Source organism: Halomonas sp. H5 (assembly GCF_050613175.1).
Taxonomy (GTDB): Bacteria; Pseudomonadota; Gammaproteobacteria; order Pseudomonadales; family Halomonadaceae; genus Bisbaumannia; species Bisbaumannia salifodinae.
In genome coordinates, this window is record NZ_CP192510.1 from 1,568,278 (window position 1) to 1,585,053 (window position 16,776).

Annotated in this window: 16 protein-coding genes; 10 read left to right on the plus strand and 6 right to left on the minus strand. The window is 67.9% G+C overall.

Annotation, left to right across the window (positions count from 1 at the left end; genetic code table 11):
- Positions 1 to 86: 86 nt before the first annotated feature.
- Positions 87 to 1,430: a tRNA (N6-isopentenyl adenosine(37)-C2)-methylthiotransferase MiaB gene (gene miaB / locus ACQ1W9_RS07220; RefSeq protein WP_431025978.1), complete on the minus strand. Its 1,344-nt coding sequence runs from the start codon at positions 1,428 to 1,430 to the stop codon at positions 87 to 89.
- 262 nt (positions 1,431 to 1,692) lie between these two features.
- Between miaB and ACQ1W9_RS07225 the strand changes: the two genes are divergently transcribed.
- The 3 genes from ACQ1W9_RS07225 to ACQ1W9_RS07235 all read left to right on the plus strand — a co-directional run bounded on the left by ACQ1W9_RS07225 (position 1,693) and on the right by ACQ1W9_RS07235 (position 3,538).
- Positions 1,693 to 2,022, plus strand: a complete 330-nt coding sequence (locus ACQ1W9_RS07225; RefSeq protein ID WP_346063516.1) for a DUF1820 family protein — start codon at positions 1,693 to 1,695, stop codon at positions 2,020 to 2,022.
- 217 nt (positions 2,023 to 2,239) lie between these two features.
- Positions 2,240 to 2,863 (plus strand): TIGR04211 family SH3 domain-containing protein, encoded by a 624-nt coding sequence (locus ACQ1W9_RS07230; RefSeq protein ID WP_431025979.1) that lies wholly within the window; start codon positions 2,240 to 2,242, stop codon positions 2,861 to 2,863.
- 33 nt (positions 2,864 to 2,896) lie between these two features.
- Positions 2,897 to 3,538: a thiopurine S-methyltransferase gene (locus ACQ1W9_RS07235; protein ID WP_431025980.1), complete on the plus strand. Its 642-nt coding sequence runs from the start codon at positions 2,897 to 2,899 to the stop codon at positions 3,536 to 3,538.
- An 85-nt stretch (positions 3,539 to 3,623) separates the two neighbouring features.
- Here ACQ1W9_RS07235 and ACQ1W9_RS07240 read toward each other — a convergent pair whose 3' ends face one another.
- The 5 genes from ACQ1W9_RS07240 to cysP all read right to left on the minus strand — a co-directional run bounded on the left by ACQ1W9_RS07240 (position 3,624) and on the right by cysP (position 8,123).
- Entirely contained in the window at positions 3,624 to 4,238 is a 615-nt protein-coding gene (locus ACQ1W9_RS07240) for a YajG family lipoprotein (RefSeq protein WP_431025981.1), read from the minus strand.
- An 89-nt stretch (positions 4,239 to 4,327) separates the two neighbouring features.
- The gene (locus ACQ1W9_RS07245) at positions 4,328 to 5,425 is read right to left on the minus strand and encodes a sulfate/molybdate ABC transporter ATP-binding protein (RefSeq protein ID WP_431025982.1); all 1,098 of its coding nucleotides are present in this window, start codon (positions 5,423 to 5,425) and stop codon (positions 4,328 to 4,330) included.
- Positions 5,426 to 5,427: 2 nt separating this feature from the next.
- Positions 5,428 to 6,249, minus strand: a complete 822-nt coding sequence (gene cysW, locus ACQ1W9_RS07250) for a sulfate ABC transporter permease subunit CysW (RefSeq protein WP_431025983.1) — start codon at positions 6,247 to 6,249, stop codon at positions 5,428 to 5,430.
- Positions 6,249 to 7,103 carry a sulfate ABC transporter permease subunit CysT gene (gene cysT / locus ACQ1W9_RS07255; RefSeq protein ID WP_431025984.1) on the minus strand — a complete coding sequence of 285 codons (855 nt, stop codon included), beginning with the start codon at positions 7,101 to 7,103 and terminating at the stop codon, positions 6,249 to 6,251. Before cysT ends, cysW begins: the two co-directional genes overlap by 1 nt.
- Before the next feature lie 6 nt (positions 7,104 to 7,109).
- A complete protein-coding gene (gene cysP / locus ACQ1W9_RS07260; protein ID WP_431025985.1) occupies positions 7,110 to 8,123 on the minus strand; it encodes a thiosulfate ABC transporter substrate-binding protein CysP in 1,014 nt (337 codons plus the stop codon).
- 237 nt (positions 8,124 to 8,360) lie between these two features.
- On the opposite strand from cysP, the gene ACQ1W9_RS07265 reads away from it, so the two are divergent.
- The 7 genes from ACQ1W9_RS07265 to ACQ1W9_RS07295 all read left to right on the plus strand — a co-directional run bounded on the left by ACQ1W9_RS07265 (position 8,361) and on the right by ACQ1W9_RS07295 (position 16,730).
- Entirely contained in the window at positions 8,361 to 9,659 is a 1,299-nt protein-coding gene (locus tag ACQ1W9_RS07265; protein WP_431025986.1) for a flavin-containing monooxygenase, read from the plus strand.
- A 209-nt stretch (positions 9,660 to 9,868) separates the two neighbouring features.
- Positions 9,869 to 10,306 (plus strand): RidA family protein, encoded by a 438-nt coding sequence (locus ACQ1W9_RS07270; RefSeq protein ID WP_431025987.1) that lies wholly within the window; start codon positions 9,869 to 9,871, stop codon positions 10,304 to 10,306.
- Positions 10,303 to 10,977, plus strand: coding sequence for a DUF1028 domain-containing protein (locus ACQ1W9_RS07275; RefSeq protein ID WP_431025988.1), 675 nt, complete (start codon positions 10,303 to 10,305; stop codon positions 10,975 to 10,977). The genes ACQ1W9_RS07270 and ACQ1W9_RS07275 overlap by 4 nt, the downstream gene beginning before the upstream one ends.
- The gene (gene argE, locus ACQ1W9_RS07280) at positions 10,974 to 12,188 is read left to right on the plus strand and encodes an acetylornithine deacetylase (RefSeq protein ID WP_431025989.1); all 1,215 of its coding nucleotides are present in this window, start codon (positions 10,974 to 10,976) and stop codon (positions 12,186 to 12,188) included. The genes ACQ1W9_RS07275 and argE overlap by 4 nt, the downstream gene beginning before the upstream one ends.
- Positions 12,189 to 12,467: 279 nt before the next feature.
- The gene (locus ACQ1W9_RS07285; protein ID WP_431025990.1) at positions 12,468 to 13,442 is read left to right on the plus strand and encodes a LysR family transcriptional regulator; all 975 of its coding nucleotides are present in this window, start codon (positions 12,468 to 12,470) and stop codon (positions 13,440 to 13,442) included.
- Positions 13,443 to 13,717: 275 nt separating this feature from the next.
- A complete protein-coding gene (locus ACQ1W9_RS07290; protein ID WP_431025991.1) occupies positions 13,718 to 15,205 on the plus strand; it encodes an aldehyde dehydrogenase in 1,488 nt (495 codons plus the stop codon).
- Between the two features lie 88 nt (positions 15,206 to 15,293).
- A complete protein-coding gene (locus tag ACQ1W9_RS07295) occupies positions 15,294 to 16,730 on the plus strand; it encodes an APC family permease (RefSeq protein WP_431025992.1) in 1,437 nt (478 codons plus the stop codon).
- The last annotated feature ends 46 nt before the right edge of the window (positions 16,731 to 16,776 follow it).

A 16,776-nucleotide genomic window follows, 5' to 3' on the forward strand; every position in this document is an offset into this window, starting at 1 on the left:
GCGATGAGCTTAAAGCCCCGGACGGTGCCGGGGCAATGCCTGGGTGCGGCCCGCGGGCGGGGCTCGGAGGAGGCTCTCGGAGGCGCTCAATAGCGCGCCGGGGAGGCCAGGTCGCCGCGCAGGGAGTTGGGCAGCGCCTCGGTGATCTCCACGTCGACGAAGAAGCCGATCAGCTCCATGGGGTTGGCGGCGCGGAAGTTGACCACCCGGTTGTTCTCGGTGCGTCCGGAGAGCTGGCCCGGGTCCTTGGGCGAGAAGCCGGTGACCAGGATGCGCTGGGTGCTACCCACCATGCGGCGGCTGATCTGCATCGCCTGCTGGTTGATGCGCTCCTGGAGGATCGCCAGGCGCTGCTTCTTGACGCCCTCCGGGGTGTCGTCCTCGAGGCTGGCTGCCGGGGTGCCGGGACGCGCCGAGTAGACGAAGCTGAAGGAGTGATCGAAGCCGATGCGATGGATGAGGTCCATGGTGGCCTCGAAGTCCTCGTCGGTCTCGCCGGGGAAGCCGATGATAAAGTCCGAGGAGAAGCTGATGTCCGGGCGCAGTTCGCGGATCCGCTCCATCTTGTCCACATATTCTTCCACGCCGTGGCCGCGTTTCATGGCCGCCAGGATGCGGTCGGAGCCGGACTGCACCGGCAGGTGCAGGTGGCTGACCAGCTCGGGGATCTCGCCGTAGGCCTCGATCAGGCTGTCGGAGAACTCCACCGGGTGGGAGGTGGTGAAGCGGATACGATCGATGCCTTCCACCGCCGCCACGCAACTGATCAGCTCGGCCAGGTCGATCTCGTCGCCGAGCTGGTTCTCGCCGCGGTAGGCGTTGACGTTCTGGCCCAGCAGGTTGATCTCCCGCACGCCCTGGTCGGCGAGGTGGATCACCTCGTCCATCACCGCCTCGAAGGGCCGCGAGACCTCCTCGCCGCGGGTATAGGGCACCACGCAGAAGGTGCAGTACTTGGAGCAGCCTTCCATCACCGAGACGAAGGCGGTGGCGCCGTCGGAGCTGGGCTTGGGCAGGTGATCGAACTTCTCGATCTCCGGGAAGGTGACGTCGACCACCGAGATCTGGTTCTGTTGGCGGGAGTCGAGCATCGCCGGCACCCGGTGCAGGGTCTGGGGACCGAAGACCATGTCCACATGGGGGGCGCGCTTGCGCAGGGCCTCGCCCTCCTGGCTGGCCACGCAGCCGCCGACGCCGATCACCAGCTCCGGGTTGCTCTCCTTGAGCTTCTTCCAGCGCCCCAACTGATGGAAGACCTTCTCCTGGGCCTTCTCGCGGATCGAGCAGGTGTTGAGCAGGATCACGTCCGCCTGGGTTTCGTCGTCGGTCAGTTCCAGGTCGTGCGACTCGCCGAGCAGATCCGCCATGCGTGCGGAGTCGTACTCGTTCATCTGGCAGCCGTGGGTCTTGATGAAGAGTTTCTTCGCCATAAGAATCAGGGTCGCGGCACGTGGCCCGACGTTTCCGTCACCGGTTTGGGGTCTATACAGGAGGGGCCTTGCGGCCAAGCGTGAATATCTGGGCGAGGATTATACGCACCCGCCTGGATGGGAGCCAGCGTCCCTCCGTCATTCCAGTGGCGTGCTCCCCAGGTTCGGCCCGGGCGCGGCTGTGATATTCTTGCCGGTCACGATCCGGCGGGCGCTCTTGCCCACCGGCGAGGCGGTCAAATGAGGTCGAAACAGAGGCAATATGGCGTCCAAGCCCATCTATCGCGTGGTATTCCATAATCAGGGCGAGGTCTGGGAGCTCTACGCACGAGAGATCTTCCAGAGCGAGCTGTGGGGCTTTATCGAGGTGGAGGAACTCGTCTTCGAGGATGCCTCCAAGCTGGTGGTGGACCCCTCCAGCGACAAGCTGCGGCGCACCTTCGAGGGGGTCAATCGCAGTTATATCCCCTTGAATTCCATCGTGCGTATCGATGAAGTGGAGCGCGAGGGCGTGGCCAAGGCGGTCAAGGCCGAGGGCAAGGTGGCGGAGTTTCCGCGGCCCATGAGCTGGCCACCCCGCGGCGAGGAGTAACGTCCGCGCCTTCGATCAAAAAGTGATCGATTTGTAGGGATCGCAGCGCCGATGCCGGATACGAACTCTTCGCGAAGGGTTTTCCCAAGACTTATCCACAGAAGCTGTGGATGGCAATCCGAGTGGGGCGGGATCGTCGAAGGAGTCGCCGATCACGCCGAAGATCGCCTGGGGCAGGGCCGCCGTGCCACCCCGAGCCCATCATGACGGCAGAGCTATGAAACAATTCAACCCCTTGATCATGGGCCTGGTGTTGGGAGGGCTGAGCCTCTCCGTCCAGGCTCAGGAAGTGCAGGACCCGACCCACTGGGTCACCGATGAACTCAGCACCTTCGTGCGCAGTGGGCCCACCGATGGCTACCGTATCATCGGCACCCTCACCGCCGGTGAGCCGGTGCGCGCCCTGGAGAGCAGTGGGAATTACACCCGGGTGATGAACGCCAACGGCAATGCGGTCTGGGTGTTGACCAGCGAGCTACAGGAGGAGCCCAGCGATCGGGTCCGCCTGCCGGCGCTGGAGAGCCAGGTGACCGAGCTGACCGAGGAGCTCGACGGCATCAACGAGCAGTGGGAGCAGCGCGTGGCCGGGATGACCGAGACCCTGGAGGTGCGAGAGGCGCGGATCGCCGAGCTGGAGTCGCGCAACCATGAGCTGGACGGCCAGGTCACCGAGGCCCAGCGCCGGGTACGCGAGCTGCAGGCGCGCCTGGATACCCAGGAGGAAGACCTGCTGCTGCGTTACTTCCTGTATGGCGGCGGCGTGGCCGGTGCCGGCCTGCTGGCGGGGCTGATCGTTCCCCACTTGCCGCGGCGCCGCAAGAAGCGCGATCGCTGGTTCTAAGTGCTGTCGGTGACCAAGGGAGTCCGGTGAGAGATGGATAGCGTTCAGGAAAACGAATGGTTGGCGCGCTGGCGGGAAGGGCGGATCGGCTTTCACCGCGAGGCGGCCCATCCGGCGCTGGCGCGCTACTGGCCCGGGCTGGGCGTGCCCAGCGATACCAAGGTGCTGGTACCGTTGTGTGGCAAGAGCCTGGATATGCGCTGGCTGGCCGAACGGGGGCATCCGGTGCTGGGCATCGAACTGGCCAGCCAGGCGATCGCCCAGTTCGTGGCCGAGGGCGAGGCGCCGGCGTCCCGCTACCGTCAGGGCGACTTCGAGGTGACCCGCCAGGGCAGCGTGGAGCTATGGTGTGGCGACTTCTTCCACTTCCATCTGCCCCAGGCCGCCGAGGTGGGGGCCTTCTATGATCGTGCCGCCCTGATCGCCCTGCCGGAGGCGACCCGCCAGCGCTATGCCTTTCACCTCGCCCAGTTGCTGGCTCCGGGCAGTCGTGGCCTGCTGATCAGCCTGACCCGGCCGGATAGCGCCGGCCCGCCCTTCAGCGTCGAGGCGGCCGAGGTGGAGCGGCTGTTCGGCGCCAACTTCGAACTGTTGCACCTGGACGATGCCGAGCCGGAATCCAACGGCTTTCGCGAGAGCATCTGGTCGCTACGGCGGCGGGGGCCGCGGCGTTAAGCGCTGGTTTCTCGGCGTTAACACGCCAAGGGGCGCCTCCATGGAGGCGCCCCTTGACGTTTTGTGGCGGCGTTGGTGCAGACGATCAGCGAGCCAGCAGGGCACCCAGCTCCGGGTCCCGGAAGCTGCGGTTGAGGCCGTCGCTCAGCAGCTCGTTGACCATCCGGGTATTGGCCTCGCGGCTGGGGCGCAGGGCGTAGCTCTGGCTGCGTCGCGAGGTGTAGGTGCCGGTATAGGTGGTGCCGGCGTTGACCGCCTCGGCTTGGAAGACCGCCTCCAGCACCGCCTCGCCGAGCACCGGCACGCCGTCGCCGCGGGCATAGTCCAGGCGCATCAGGGTCAGGGTCAGTCGCGGGGTGGTGTCGGTCTGGCGGGTGGGACTAAAGCCCATCTGGCGTACCGCCTCCTCGGCCTGGGCCTGCAGCTTGGGCACCAGCTCATGGGCCTGCACGGTAATGGTGGCGGCGGACATCTCGGCGCCGCTGCGGGTGCCCAGCACCTCGCTGTCGCGACCATCCACCACATGCACCGCCACCGCCTGGCCCTGGCCGCTGCGCGGCAGCTCGGCGCTGACCCGGGGATCCACCTGCAGGTAGTGGGGGCTGCTGCAGCCCGCCAGCAGCAGGGTGAGGAGCAATAGCGCAAGCAGCGGGAGTCTGAGTCGGGGGCTGGGCATGGGATTCGGCATAGGGCTTGGCATAGGGGGCTCTCCAATAACAACGCCTCGGCGGGATGCCGAGGCGAGTATAGGGGGCGGGCGCCGAGTCTGGAAAGCGTCGGGTCTCCCGGTCAGGCCAGGCTGGGCTTGGTCGCCGGCTGGCCCTCGGCGGCGAAGCGGTGCCAGCGCTGGGGCAGGGCATAGAGGCGCTGGCCGCGCCTGACGTCGAGGCGCTCGAAATCGGTATGGCCGATGGTGGCCAGCCACGGCTCGGCGAGCCAGTCGGCGGCCAGCTCGATGCGCACCTCGGCGCCCACCGGCACCACGGCGGTGACCGTCATCGGCAGATGCGCCGCGGCACCGGGGGCGGCGTCCAGGCTCAGCTCATGGGGGCGCAGCAGCAGCTCCTGGGGCCCCTCGGGCAGGTCGACCGCCAGGCGTGCCTCGCCGCAGGTCAGCACGCCGTCGCGCACCTCGCCCTCCAGGCGATTGACGTCGCCCAGGAACTCGAAGACGAAGCGGTTGGCCGGGGCCCGATAGAGCCGTGCCGGGGCATCGATCTGCTCGATGCGGCCATTGCTCATCACCACCACCCGGTCGGAGAGCTCCAGGGCCTCCTCCTGGTCATGGGTCACGAAGACGCTGGTGAAGTTCAGCTCGTCATGCAGGTGGCGCAGCCAGCGGCGCAGGTCCTGGCGCACCTTGGCGTCCAGGGCGCCGAAGGGCTCGTCGAGCAGCAGCACCTCGGGGCGCAGGGCCAGGGCCCGGGCCAGGGAGACCCGCTGCTGCTGGCCGCCGGAGAGCTCCGCCGGGTAGCGCTGGGCGAAACGCTCCAGTTGCACCATCTCCAGCAGCTGGTGCACCCGGGCGCGGATCTCGCCGCTGGAGGGGCGTTGGCTGCGCGGCTGGACGGTGAGGCCGAAGGCCACGTTGTCGAACACCGTCATATGCTTGAACAGCGCATAGTGCTGGAAGACGAAACCGATGCGCCGGTCGCGTACATGCACCTCGGTGACGTCGCGGCTACCGAAGTGGATGGTGCCGGCGGGGTCCCGGTCGGGCTGTTCCAGGCCGGCGATGATCCGCAGCAAGGTGGTCTTGCCGGAGCCGGAGGGGCCCAGCAGGCCCACCAGCTCGCCGCTGGCGATCTCCAGGTCGATGGGCTCCAGGGCCCGGGGCGTGCCCGGACGGCCGTAGGTCTTGGCGATTTGGCTCAGGCGAATGCCCATGATCAAGCCTCCCGGCGCGCGGCGCGCCATTCCAGGCCGGCCTTGGCGGCCAGCGTGAACAGGGCGATCAGGGCCAGTAGCGCAGCACTGGCGAAGGCGCCCACGGTGTTGTAGTCCTGGTAGAGCTGCTCCAGGTGCAGCGGCAGGGTGTTGGTCTGGCCGCGGATGGCCCCGGAGACCACCGAGACGGCGCCGAACTCGCCCACCGCCCGGGCATTGGTGAGGATCACCCCGTAGAGCAGCGCCCAGCGGATATTGGGCAGGGTCACCCGGCGGAAGATGGTCCCGCCGGAGGCGCCCAGGGTCACCGCGGCTTCCTCTTCCCGGGAGCCCTGGGCCTGCATCAGCGGGATCAGTTCCCGGGCCACGAAGGGGCAGGTGACGAAGAGGGTCACCATCAGGATCCCCGGCCAGGCGAACATCAGCTGGATATCGTGGGTGTCCAGCCAGCCACCGATCCAGCCGTTGCGGCCGTAGAGCAGCAGGTAGATCAAGCCCGCCACCACCGGCGAGACGGCGAAGGGGATATCGATCAGGGTCTGCAGCAGGCGCCGCCCCGGGAAGCTGAAGCGGGTCACAAGCCAGGCCAGGGCCACGCCGAACACCAGGCAGACGGGAATCGTCAGCACGGTGATAACCAGCGTCAGGCCGATGGCGGCCAGGGTGTAGTGGTCGCTGACATTGGCCCAGAAGACGCCCACGCCCTGGGCGAAGGCCTGGGCGAAAATGGCCACCAGGGGCAGCAGCAGGAACAGCGCCGAGAGAACCAGGGCGGCGCCAATCAGGCCCCGGCGCACCGCCGGGGCATCACCGATCCGTTGCATCAGCCGCGTCCTCCATGCAGGCGCTTGATAAAGCGCCCCTGCCAGATATTGATCGCCAGCAGCAGCGCCAGCGAGACCATCAGCACCACCGAGGCGATGGCCGAGGCCCCCACGTAGTCGTACTCCTGGAGCTTGACGAAGATCATCAGGGCGGTGATCTCGGTCTCATAGGGCATGTTGCCGGCGATAAAGATGATGGCGCCGAACTCGCCCAGGGAGCGCACGAAGGCCAGCCCGGTGCCGGTCACCAGCGCCGGCCACAGGTGCGGCAGGATCACCCGGCGGAAGGCGGTGGCATCAGAGGCGCCCAGGGTCAGGGCCGCCTCGTCCACCTCCTGGGGCAGGTCTTCCAGCACCGGCTGCACGGTGCGCACCACGAAGGGGATGCTGGTGAAGGCCATGGCCAGGGCGATGCCCACCCAGGTATAGGCCACCTGCAGCCCCAGCGGCTCGAGCCACCGGCCCATCCAGCCGCTGCCGGCGTAGAGGGTGGCCAGGGTGATGCCGGCCACCGCCGTGGGCAGGGCGAAGGGCAGGTCCATCAGGGCATCGAGCAGGCGCTTGCCGGGAAACTCGTAGCGCACCAGCACCCAGGCCAGCAGCAGGCCGAAGGCGGCGTTGACCAGCGCCGCCAGGGCGGCGGCGCCGAGGGTCACGGTGTAACTGGCCACCACCCGGCCATCGCTGATAATGGCCCAGTACTCGGCCAGGCTGATGCCGGAGAGCTGGCCCACCAGGCTGGTCATGGGCAGCAGCAGCACCAGCGAGACGAACATCAGGCTGATGCCCAGCGACAGGCCGAAGCCGGGCAGGACCCGGCGACGGCCTGTGAGGCGGGGAAGGGCGAGGCTCATGATGGCTTAGCGACGCTGCAGTTGATCGAGCAGGGCGCCGCCGGCGAAGTGGTCCTCCATGGCCTGCTCCCAGCCGCCGAAGACCTCCTCGACGCGCAGCAGCTCGGTCTCGGGGAACCGCTCGGCGAACTCTTCCACCACCGCCTCGTGGTGGACCCGGTAGTTGAAGCCGGCCAGGGTGCGCTGGCCTTCCTCGCTATAGAGGTAGTCCAGGTAGCCCCGGGCCAGGTCCTCGGTGCCGTTGCGCTCGGCGTTCTCTTCCACCACGGCCACCGGGAACTCGGCGAGGATGCTCACCGGCGGCACGATCACCTCAAAGTCGTCCTCGCCGTACTCGCCGCGGATATTGTTGACCTCGGATTCGAAGCTGATCAGCACGTCGCCCAGGCCGCGCTCGATAAAGCTGGTGGTGGCGCCGCGGCCGCCGGTGTCGAAGACCGCCACGTTGCGCAGGAAGGTGCGCATGAAGTCGTGGATCTGCTCCTCGTCACCGTCGAAGGCCTGCTCGGCGAAGCCCCAGGCGGCCAGGTAGGTGTAGCGGCCGTTGCCGGAGGTCTTGGGGTTGGGGAAGACCATGCTCACGTCCTCGCGCACCAGGTCGTCCCAGCTTTCGATGCCCTTGGGGTTGTCCTTGCGCACCAGGAAGGCGGTGGTGGAGTAGTAGGGGGAGGCGTTGTTGGGCAACTGGCTCTGCCACTCCTCGTCCACCAGACCGGCGTCGGCCAGCACCTGGACGTCGGTGACCTGGTTATAGGTCACCACGTCGGCGCGCAGGCCCTGCATGATGGCCCGGGCCTGGGCGGAGGAGCCGCCGTGGGACTGCTGTACGCCGACGGTCTCGCCATGCTCGGCCTCCCAGTGGGCGATAAAGTCCGGGTTGATGGCGGAGAACAGCTCCCGGGCGATGTCGTAGGAGGAGTTGAGCAGCTCGCGCTCCTGGGCCAGGGCCGGGGTGGCGACGACGACGCTGCCGAGGGCGGCGGCCAGGATGCCGCGATGAATCCAGGAGGGCTTGAACATGGTCATGGGCTCCGCACGAGATTAAGGATGTTGGATAGCAGGCTAAACTAGCCCATAAGTAATGACAATCCTGTTTTATATATATTTTGGGAATAATGCCCGATAGCCATTCTCGATGACAGGGCGGTTTCATCGAGAATCGGTTTTTTTGATGCAAAAGCCAGAATAACTATATTTTATCTAATCATGGGGCGCGCCTAAGGTGGGGGCATAACGACTTCACCCGGAGGACGCAGCATGACAGTAGAAACGATCGATACCCTGGTGGTGGGCGGCGGTCAGGCCGGCGTGGCCATGAGCGAACACCTGAGTAATCAGGGCGTGCCCCATCTGGTGCTGGAGCGTAACCGCATCGCCGAGGCCTGGCGTACCCGCCGCTGGGACTCCCTGGTGGCCAATGGCCCGGCCTGGCATGACCGCTTCCCGGGGCTCGAGTTCGACGACCTGGACCCCGACGCCTTCGCCGACAAGGAGCGGGTGGCGGCCTATTTCGAGGCCTATGCCGAGAAGATCCAGGCCCCCATCCGCACCGGGGTCGAGGTCAGGTCGGTGGAGCGCAACGCCGGCCGGCCGGGCTTTACCATCGAGACCTCCGAGGGAGTGATCGAGGCCAACCGGGTGGTGGCCGCCACCGGTCCCTTCCAGACGCCGGTGATTCCGCCCATCGCCCCCGATGACGCGACCCTCACCCAGCTTCACTCCGCCGAGTATCGCAACCCCGGGCAACTGCCGGAGGGCGCGGTGCTGGTGGTGGGGGCCGGTTCCTCCGGGGTGCAGATCGCCGAGGAGCTGCGGCGCTCGGGGAGGCGAGTCTACCTCTCGGTGGGGCCCCACGATCGTCCGCCCCGGGCCTACCGGGGGCGCGACTTCTGCTGGTGGCTGGGGGTGCTCGGCGAGTGGGATACCGAGATGATGCGCCCCGGCAGCGAGCACGTCACCATCGCGGTGAGCGGCGCCAATGGCGGCAAGACCATCGACTTCCGCGAGCTGGCCCACCAGGGCATGACCCTGGTCGGGCGCACCCGGGCCTTCGCCGACGGCAAGGTGACCTTCGAATCCGACCTGGCCGACAACCTGGCCGCCGGCGACGCCAACTACCTGTCGATGCTGGATGCCGCCGACGACTATGCCCGCCGTAATGGCCTCGACCTGCCGGAGGAGCCCGAGGCGCGGCGCATCCCCGCCGACCCGGCCTGCGTGCGTGAGCCGCTGCTCGAGCTCGACCTGGCCGAGGCCGAGATCGGCACCATCGTCTGGGCCACCGGCTTCACGGTGGATTACCGCTGGCTCAAGGTGGACGCCTTCGATGACAACGGCAAGCCCCAGCACCAGCGCGGCGTCTCCCGCGAGCCCGGCGTCTATTTCGTCGGCCTGCCCTGGCTGTCGCGGCGCGGCTCCAGCTTTATCTGGGGGGTGTGGCACGACGCCAAGCATATCGCCGACCACATCGCCACCCAGCGCAAGTACCTGGCCTACCACGCCGAGGCCCAGGACGCGGGGCGCACCGCGCCACGCCGGGCGGCGACCGTCGAGTAAGCCAGCGGGGCGTTATGTGGCCCCCCATGATGGGGTTTATCGCACCTAGGCATGAAGGCGCACGGTGTTTTGTGGGAGCGCGGGTTCCCCGCGCGATTATCGCCCGAAGGGCGATCCTGGTTGAGGCGCCTATGGGCGCCAATCGCCGAGACGCGGCTTCACGCCGATCTGCGAAAACCATTAATTGCCTCAGCAGCAAGGAGTCGTCGATGCCGACGCATACCCGAATTCGCATGTTCAATACCAAGGCCACCTACCCCAACCAGAGCCTGGACAACGACCTCTGCCAGGCGGTGCGGGCCGGCAACACCGTCTATGTGCGCGGCCAGGTGGGCACCGACTTCGAGGGTCGCCTGGTCGGCCTGGGCGACCCCGCCGCCCAGGCCAACCAGGCCATGAAGAACGTCAAGCAGCTACTCGAGGAGGCCGGCAGCGACCTCAGCCATATCGTCAAGACCACCACCTATATCACCGACCCGCGTTTCCGCGAGCCGGTCTATCGGGAGGTAGGGCAGTGGCTCAAGGGGGTCTATCCCATCTCCACCGGCCTGGTGGTGGCGGGGCTGGCCCAGCCGGAGTGGCTGATGGAGATCGATGTGATCGCCGTGATCCCGGACGCGGCCGCAGGTGAGGAGGGCGCCCAATGACCTTTTCCATCGCCGGCTTTTGCCGTGAGACCGGCCAGTTCGGCACCGCCATCAGCTCATCGAGCATCTGCGTGGCCAGCCGTTGTCCCTTTATCGCCCCGGGGCGTGGGGTGGTCTTGACCCAGAACGTCACCAACCCGGTGTTGGGCCAGCGCGGCACCGAGCTGCTGGCCCAGGGCCTTCCCGCCGAGACGGTATTGGCGCGCCTTGTCGAGGAGGAACGCTTCCCCGAGTGGCGCCAGCTGCAGGTGCTGGACGCCGAGGGGCGCAGCGCCGTGCATAGCGGCGCCGAGACCCTGGGGATCCATGCCACCCGGCGCGGCCGCGACTGCGTGGCCGGCGGCAATATGCTCGCCGACGGCGCGGTGATCGATGCCCTGGTAGAGGCCTTCGAGAGTCACCCGGGGGAGCTCGCCGAGCGGCTGCTGGCGGCGCTGGAGGCGGCCCAGGCCGCCGGCGGCGAAATGGGGCCGGTGCACTCGGCGGGCCTCAAGGTCTATGAGCAGGCTAGCTGGCCGGCGGTGGACCTGCGGGTGGACTGGCATATCGCTCCGATCCAGGAGCTGCGTAGGGTGTGGCAGGCCTATCTCCCCGAGCGGGCCGCTTATCTCTGTCGTGCCATTGATCCCAACCGGGCGCCCGGCTACGGGGTGCCGGGAGACGACCGATGAGCGACGCCTCGACGGCCTGTGTCGATCTGCTGGAGCGGCTGATCGCCTTCGATACCACCAGCGATCGCAGCAACCTGGCGCTGATCCACTTCGTGCGGGATCTCCTCGCCGAGCAGGGCATCGAGGCGACCCTGGTTCCCTCGGCCTGCGGCGAGAAGGCCAACCTCTACGCCACCATCGGGCCCGGGGATCGCCCCGGGGTAATGCTCTCCGGGCATACCGACACCGTGCCGGTGACCGGCCAGGCCTGGAGCAGCGATCCCTATCGGCTGACCGCCAAGGGGCAGCGCCTCTATGGCCGTGGCACCGCGGACATGAAGGGCTTCCTGGCGGCGGTGCTGGCGGCGCTGCCGGCCATGGCCCGGGCCGAGCTCGCCGCGCCCATCCACCTGGCCTTCTCCCATGACGAGGAGGTGGGCTGCCTGGGGGTGCGCAGCCTGCTCGAGGCGATGCGCCGCTTCCGGGTACGCCCCGCCGCCTGCGTGGTGGGCGAGCCCACCTCCATGCGCCTGGCCACCGCCCACAAGGGCAAGCAGGCCGGTCGTATCGAGGTGACCGGCAGGGCCTGCCACTCCGGCATGGCCCCGGAGGGCATCAATGCCATCCAGGCGGCGGCGCCGCTGATCCAGTGGTTCGCCGACACCGCCGCCGCCAAGGCCGAGACCGGGCCCTTCGATACCCGCTTCGCCATCCCCTATACCACTTTGCAGTTGGGTACCGTCGCCGGCGGCACGGCGCTGAATATCGTGCCGGCCCGGTGCCGCCTCGATTTCGAGGTGCGCAACGTCCCGGACGAGGAGCCGCAGGCGTTGCTGGCGCCGCTGATGGAGAAGATCGACCGCCTGGATGCCGAGCTCAAGGCGCGCCATCCCGAGGCGGGCGTCTCCCTGAGCTGGCTCGGCGACTACCCGGGCCTGGCCATGGCGGAGGAGGGCGAGCTGGTGGCGCTGATCCTGTCGCTGCTGGCCGCGCCGGGCCGCGAGCGCATCGGTTTCGGCACCGAGGCGGGGCTCTTCCAGCGGGAGCTGGGGATTCCCACCCTGGTCTGCGGACCCGGCAGCATGGCCCAGGGTCATCAGCCCGACGAGTACGTGACCCGCGAGCAGCTGGGGCGCTGCGAGGCCTTCCTGGCGCGGCTTACCGAGGCCCTGGCCGACCCCGAGGCGGTGGCCCGCCTGGATCGCGCCTGCGCTGCCCTGGAAACTACCTAGTCGAGTCAGGACTATTGAAGCTGGAATGGCTCAGGGGCGCTGGAGGCGGGGCCGAGCGGGGGTCCTATGCCAGGGATGGCATCGGTAGCGCCCAGGGACGGGTTTACCGCGCCCCGCGAGGACTTCGCCTCCAGGGTAGCTCCGAGTCTCAATGCCCAGGAAGTGGCTCGCGGCGATGGCCAAAGGATTGGGAGTGCCGCTAACGCCCCTGGGCCAGCCTTGGTATGCTCGGGGTAGGCGGCGTCGCCGCCTCGAGTCCCCGAGCCCGGAACCCCGTCGATGCGTCACTTTACCCTCAAGCAGCTGCGCTACTTCGTCGTCGCCGGCGACCTCTCCAGCGTCACCCAGGCGGCCAAGCGGCTGCATGTCTCCCAGCCCTCCATCTCCGCGGCCATCCAGCAGATCGAAGAGACCACCGGGCTGCAGCTCTTCGTTCGCCACCATGCCCAGGGGCTCTCCCTGACCCCTTCCGGCAAGCAACTGCTGGTGCGCGCCAAGCAGCTGTTGCGCGACGCCGAGGGGCTGGAGCGCTTCGCCGTCTCCCTGGGCGAGGAGATCGGCGGCGAGCTGCGCCTGGTGGCCTTTCCCACCTTCGCGCCGGTCTTCCTGCCTCAGCTGCTGCGCCGCTATGCCGACCGCTACCCGGCGGTGAGCCTGCAGTGCGACGAGATGAATCAGGTGGATATCGTCGCCGGCCTGGGCAAGGGGGACTACGAGCTGGCCTTTACCTACGACCTCCAGGTCCCGGAGAGCGTCGACTTCACGCCGCTCTACCGCTTCCCTCCCTATGCGGTGGTCAGCGTCGATCACCCCCTGGCCGACCGCGACAGCGTGCGCCTCGCCGAGCTGGTGGAGTACCCCATGGTGATCCTCGACTGGCCGCTGAGTCGCGACTACTTCCTGTCGATCTTCTCCCATCAGGGGCTCTCGCCCACGGTGGCCCACCGCGCCAAGTCGATGGACATGATCCGTGGCCTGGTGGCCAAGGGCTTCGGCTTCGCGCTGTTCAATACGCCCCTGACCACCCTGGACGCCTTCGATGGCGGACGCCTCAAGGCGCTGACCCTGAGCGACGAGGCGCCACCGCTCTCCATGGGCATCGCCTGCCTGCGCGGGCTGCGCCTGAGCCCCGCCGCCGAGGCCATGCATCGGCTGGCCTGCGACGCCGACTCCCTGTCGCCGACCCTGGAGCGGCTCGCGCACTCCTTTGCCCAGGTCCCCGAGCGACTGATCGGCTCGAGCGAGCGCGAATAAGGCCCTGGTGCCTTGCCGATCCTGATCCCCATCGAGTCGCGGCTAGACTAAAAGCATCGCCGGCTCCGGTGTCTTGTCTCCCTCCCTTTGAATCTCTCGCCAGTGGACGGTATCGGCGGCCACTGGGCGCCATCGCTGCATAAGAAAAACTGAGCCAGCGCTTAGCATAATAATATTTTAGTAAAGCAATGCCCGAGGCTATCGTGAACGCACCAGTCGTGATTCGCGCCTTCCGAGGCCCCCAAGTACAACCCCCGACAACTGGAGTGATTCCGATGGCGGCACACGATCTTTCCTACTGGCGTGACCTGCGCACTCGGCTGAGCCTGCCCGGCGGCGCCTTTATCGACGGCCAGCGCCGGGACGCGGCGGATGGCGCCACCCTGACCACCTGGAACCCGGCCACCGGGGAGGCGATCAGCGAGGTCGCCGCCTGTGGCGAGGCGGAGGTCGAGGCGGCGGTGGCCGCGGCCCGGGCGAGCTTCGAGGCGGGCACCTGGTCCCGGGCCGCCCCGGCCCATCGCAAGGCGGTGTTGCAGCGCCTGGCGGCGCTGATGATGGAGCACCAGGACGAGCTGGCGCTGCTCGAGACCCTGGACACCGGCAAGCCGATCAGCGATGCCCACGGCATCGATATCCCCGGTGCCGCCGGCTGCTTCGCCTGGTACGCCGAGGCCACCGACAAGCTGTATGGCGAGGTGGCGCCCACCGACGGCGACAACCTGGCCACCATCACCCGCGAGGCGCTCGGGGTGGTGGCGGCGGTGATTCCCTGGAACTTCCCGCTGGATATCACCGCCTGGAAGCTGGCCCCGGCCCTGGCCGCCGGCAACAGCGTGATCCTCAAGCCGGCGGAGCAGTCGCCGCTGACCGGGCTGCGCCTGGCGGAGCTGGCCAAGCAGGCGGGGCTTCCCGATGGCGTCTTCAACGTGCTGCCCGGCCATGGCCATATCACCGGCCAGGCGCTGGGCCTGCACCCGGACGTGGACTGCCTGACCTTCACCGGCTCCACCGCCACCGGCAAGCGCTTCCTCGACTATGCCGCCCGCTCGAACATGAAGCAGGTGTGGCTGGAGTGCGGCGGCAAGAGCCCCAACCTGATCTTCGCCGACTGCGATGTGGAGGCCGCCGCCGCCGCCGCGGTGCAGGGCATCTACTTCAACCAGGGCGAGGTGTGCTCCGCCAACTCGCGGATCCTGGTGCAGCGCGAGATCAAGGAGGCCTTCGTGGCCCACTTCGTCGCGGCGGCCGCCCGGCTCAAGGTGGGCGACCCCCTCGACCCGGAGACCAACGTCGGCTCGCTGATCGACAACGACCACGCCCAGCGGGTACGCGGCTTTATCCGCCTGGGGGTGGAGGAGGGTGCGCGCCTCGCCCTGGGCGAGGCGCCGGCGGCGGATGCCGAGGGCGCCTTCGTCTCACCGACCCTCTTCGAGGGCGTGACGCCGCAGATGACCATCGCCCGGGAGGAGATCTTCGGCCCGGTGGCGGCGCTGATCGAGTTCGCCGACGAGGACGAGGCGGTGGCCATCGCCAACGACTCCATCTACGGCCTGGCCGCCTCGGTGTGGACCGAGAACCTGTCCCGGGCCCACCGGGTCTCGCGGCGCCTGCGCGCCGGCACCGTCTCGGTCAATACCGTGGATGCCATCGACTTCAGCACGCCCTTCGGCGGCTACAAGCAGTCCGGCTTCGGCCGCGACCTCTCCCTGCATGCGCTGGATAAGTTTACGCAGTTGAAGACTACCTGGATCCGCCTCTAGCGGACCGCCCACGAGGCAAGGGGGCGCCGTTAACCCCGGCGGCGCACCCCAACGATTACAACGACTACAAATAATGAGGGTAATCCCGATGCAAGAGACACAGACAACCCTTGCCGCCGCGCCCGGCGCGGCCACCACCCGGCCCCGCGCCGCCCTGGGCATGAAGGCGCTGCTCGCCGTGGCGGTGGGCCTGGTGGTGTCCCAGGGCGTGATGGTGATCATGCTCCAGGGCGTGGGCATCGCCGGGGCGGCCTATATCGTGCCCCTGGCCATCGCCTGGGTACTGGCGCTCTGTTACGCCACCTCCTTCTCGGAACTGGCGCTGATGATTCCCCGGGCCGGCAGCCTGAGTACCTACACCGAGGTGGCCCTCGGCCACTTTCCGGCGATCCTCGCGGTCTTCTCTGGCTATGTGGTGGTGGCCATGTTCGCCCTCTCCGCGGAGCTGTTGCTGGTCGACTACCTGCTGGGGGTGCTCTATCCCGGCCTGGGCGGTGGCCTGTGGATCGCCTTCGGGCTGCTCGGCCTCTTCACGCTGCTCAACCTGATGGGTATCGACGTCTTCGCCAAGCTGCAGAATGTTCTGGCCTTCGTGATGGTGGTGGCCCTGACCCTGCTCGGCGTCAGCGCCCTGAGCGGCGGCTTCGCGCCCCACGTGATTCCCGCCGGGCAGATCTTCGGCGAGTTCAACCTGGGCGACGGCGCCCTGACCCTGATCGCCCTGGCCATCTGGGGCTATGTGGGGGTGGAGTTCGTCTGCCCGCTGGTGGGGGAGAGCCGCAACCCCGAGCGCAATATTCCCCGCGCCATGTTTATCGGCCTGACCCTGATCTTCGGCGTCTTCCTGCTCTACTGCCTGGGCGCGCTCTTCTATATTCCCCGCGAGACCCTGCTCAACGCCGAGCTGCCCCACCTCGAGTATGCCACCGCGGCCTTCGGCGGCTCCGGCACCTTCCTGCTCGCCGTGGCGGCGGTCACCGCCACCTGCAGCACCCTCAATACTTCCCTGGCCTCGGTGCCGCGCATGCTGCAGGGCATGGCCGAGCAAGGCCAGGTCTTCCCGATCCTCGGCCGGCTGACGCCGACCAGCCGGGTGCCCTGGGTGGCGGTGCTGTTCATCGCCGGCGTCACCGGCCTGCCGCTGCTGATCTGGGGCGACGATGCGGGCACCGTGGGGCTGCTGCTGGTGGCCGCCGCCATTGCCTGGCTGCTCGCCTATATCATCGCCCACGTCAACGTGATCGCCCTGCGTCGCCGCTACCCCGACGCCAAGCGCCCCTTCCGCACCCCCTTCTATCCGCTGCCCCAGGTGATCGGGATCGCCGGCATGGTCTACGCCATCGTCTACGCCTCGCCGGCCCCCGAGCTGACCGCCTGGATCTTCACCAGCGCCGGGGTGGTGCTGGGCATCGTCAGCCTGGTGGCCATCGTCTGGATCAAGGGCGTGATGAAGAAGCCGCTGTTCCGCCCCGAGCCGCTGGATAAGCTGATGGCCGGTAGCGCCGGCGGCGAACGCAACGACTAATCACGAGAGCCGGCGTCGGGTCACCGGCCCGACGCCTAGTCTTCAC

Bases quoted from the DNA above. Each gene is read 5' to 3' on its own strand.
- ACQ1W9_RS07290 (WP_431025991.1), top strand. From the start codon at position 13,718: ATGGCGGCACACGATCTTTCCTACTGGCGTGACCTGCGCACTCGGCTG.
- ACQ1W9_RS07230 (WP_431025979.1), top strand. From the start codon at position 2,240: ATGAAACAATTCAACCCCTTGATCATGGGCCTGGTGTTGGGAGGGCTG.
- ACQ1W9_RS07265 (WP_431025986.1), top strand. From the start codon at position 8,361: ATGACAGTAGAAACGATCGATACCCTGGTGGTGGGCGGCGGTCAGGCC.
- cysT (WP_431025984.1), bottom strand. From the start codon at position 7,103: ATGAGCCTCGCCCTTCCCCGCCTCACAGGCCGTCGCCGGGTCCTGCCC.
- ACQ1W9_RS07285 (WP_431025990.1), top strand. From the start codon at position 12,468: ATGCGTCACTTTACCCTCAAGCAGCTGCGCTACTTCGTCGTCGCCGGC.
- miaB (WP_431025978.1), bottom strand. From the start codon at position 1,430: ATGGCGAAGAAACTCTTCATCAAGACCCACGGCTGCCAGATGAACGAG.
- ACQ1W9_RS07235 (WP_431025980.1), top strand. From the start codon at position 2,897: ATGGATAGCGTTCAGGAAAACGAATGGTTGGCGCGCTGGCGGGAAGGG.
- argE (WP_431025989.1), top strand. From the start codon at position 10,974: ATGAGCGACGCCTCGACGGCCTGTGTCGATCTGCTGGAGCGGCTGATC.
- cysW (WP_431025983.1), bottom strand. From the start codon at position 6,249: ATGCAACGGATCGGTGATGCCCCGGCGGTGCGCCGGGGCCTGATTGGC.
- ACQ1W9_RS07240 (WP_431025981.1), bottom strand. From the start codon at position 4,238: ATGCCAAGCCCTATGCCGAATCCCATGCCCAGCCCCCGACTCAGACTC.
- ACQ1W9_RS07275 (WP_431025988.1), top strand. From the start codon at position 10,303: ATGACCTTTTCCATCGCCGGCTTTTGCCGTGAGACCGGCCAGTTCGGC.
- ACQ1W9_RS07225 (WP_346063516.1), top strand. From the start codon at position 1,693: ATGGCGTCCAAGCCCATCTATCGCGTGGTATTCCATAATCAGGGCGAG.
- ACQ1W9_RS07295 (WP_431025992.1), top strand. From the start codon at position 15,294: ATGCAAGAGACACAGACAACCCTTGCCGCCGCGCCCGGCGCGGCCACC.
- ACQ1W9_RS07245 (WP_431025982.1), bottom strand. From the start codon at position 5,425: ATGGGCATTCGCCTGAGCCAAATCGCCAAGACCTACGGCCGTCCGGGC.
- ACQ1W9_RS07270 (WP_431025987.1), top strand. From the start codon at position 9,869: ATGCCGACGCATACCCGAATTCGCATGTTCAATACCAAGGCCACCTAC.
- cysP (WP_431025985.1), bottom strand. From the start codon at position 8,123: ATGTTCAAGCCCTCCTGGATTCATCGCGGCATCCTGGCCGCCGCCCTC.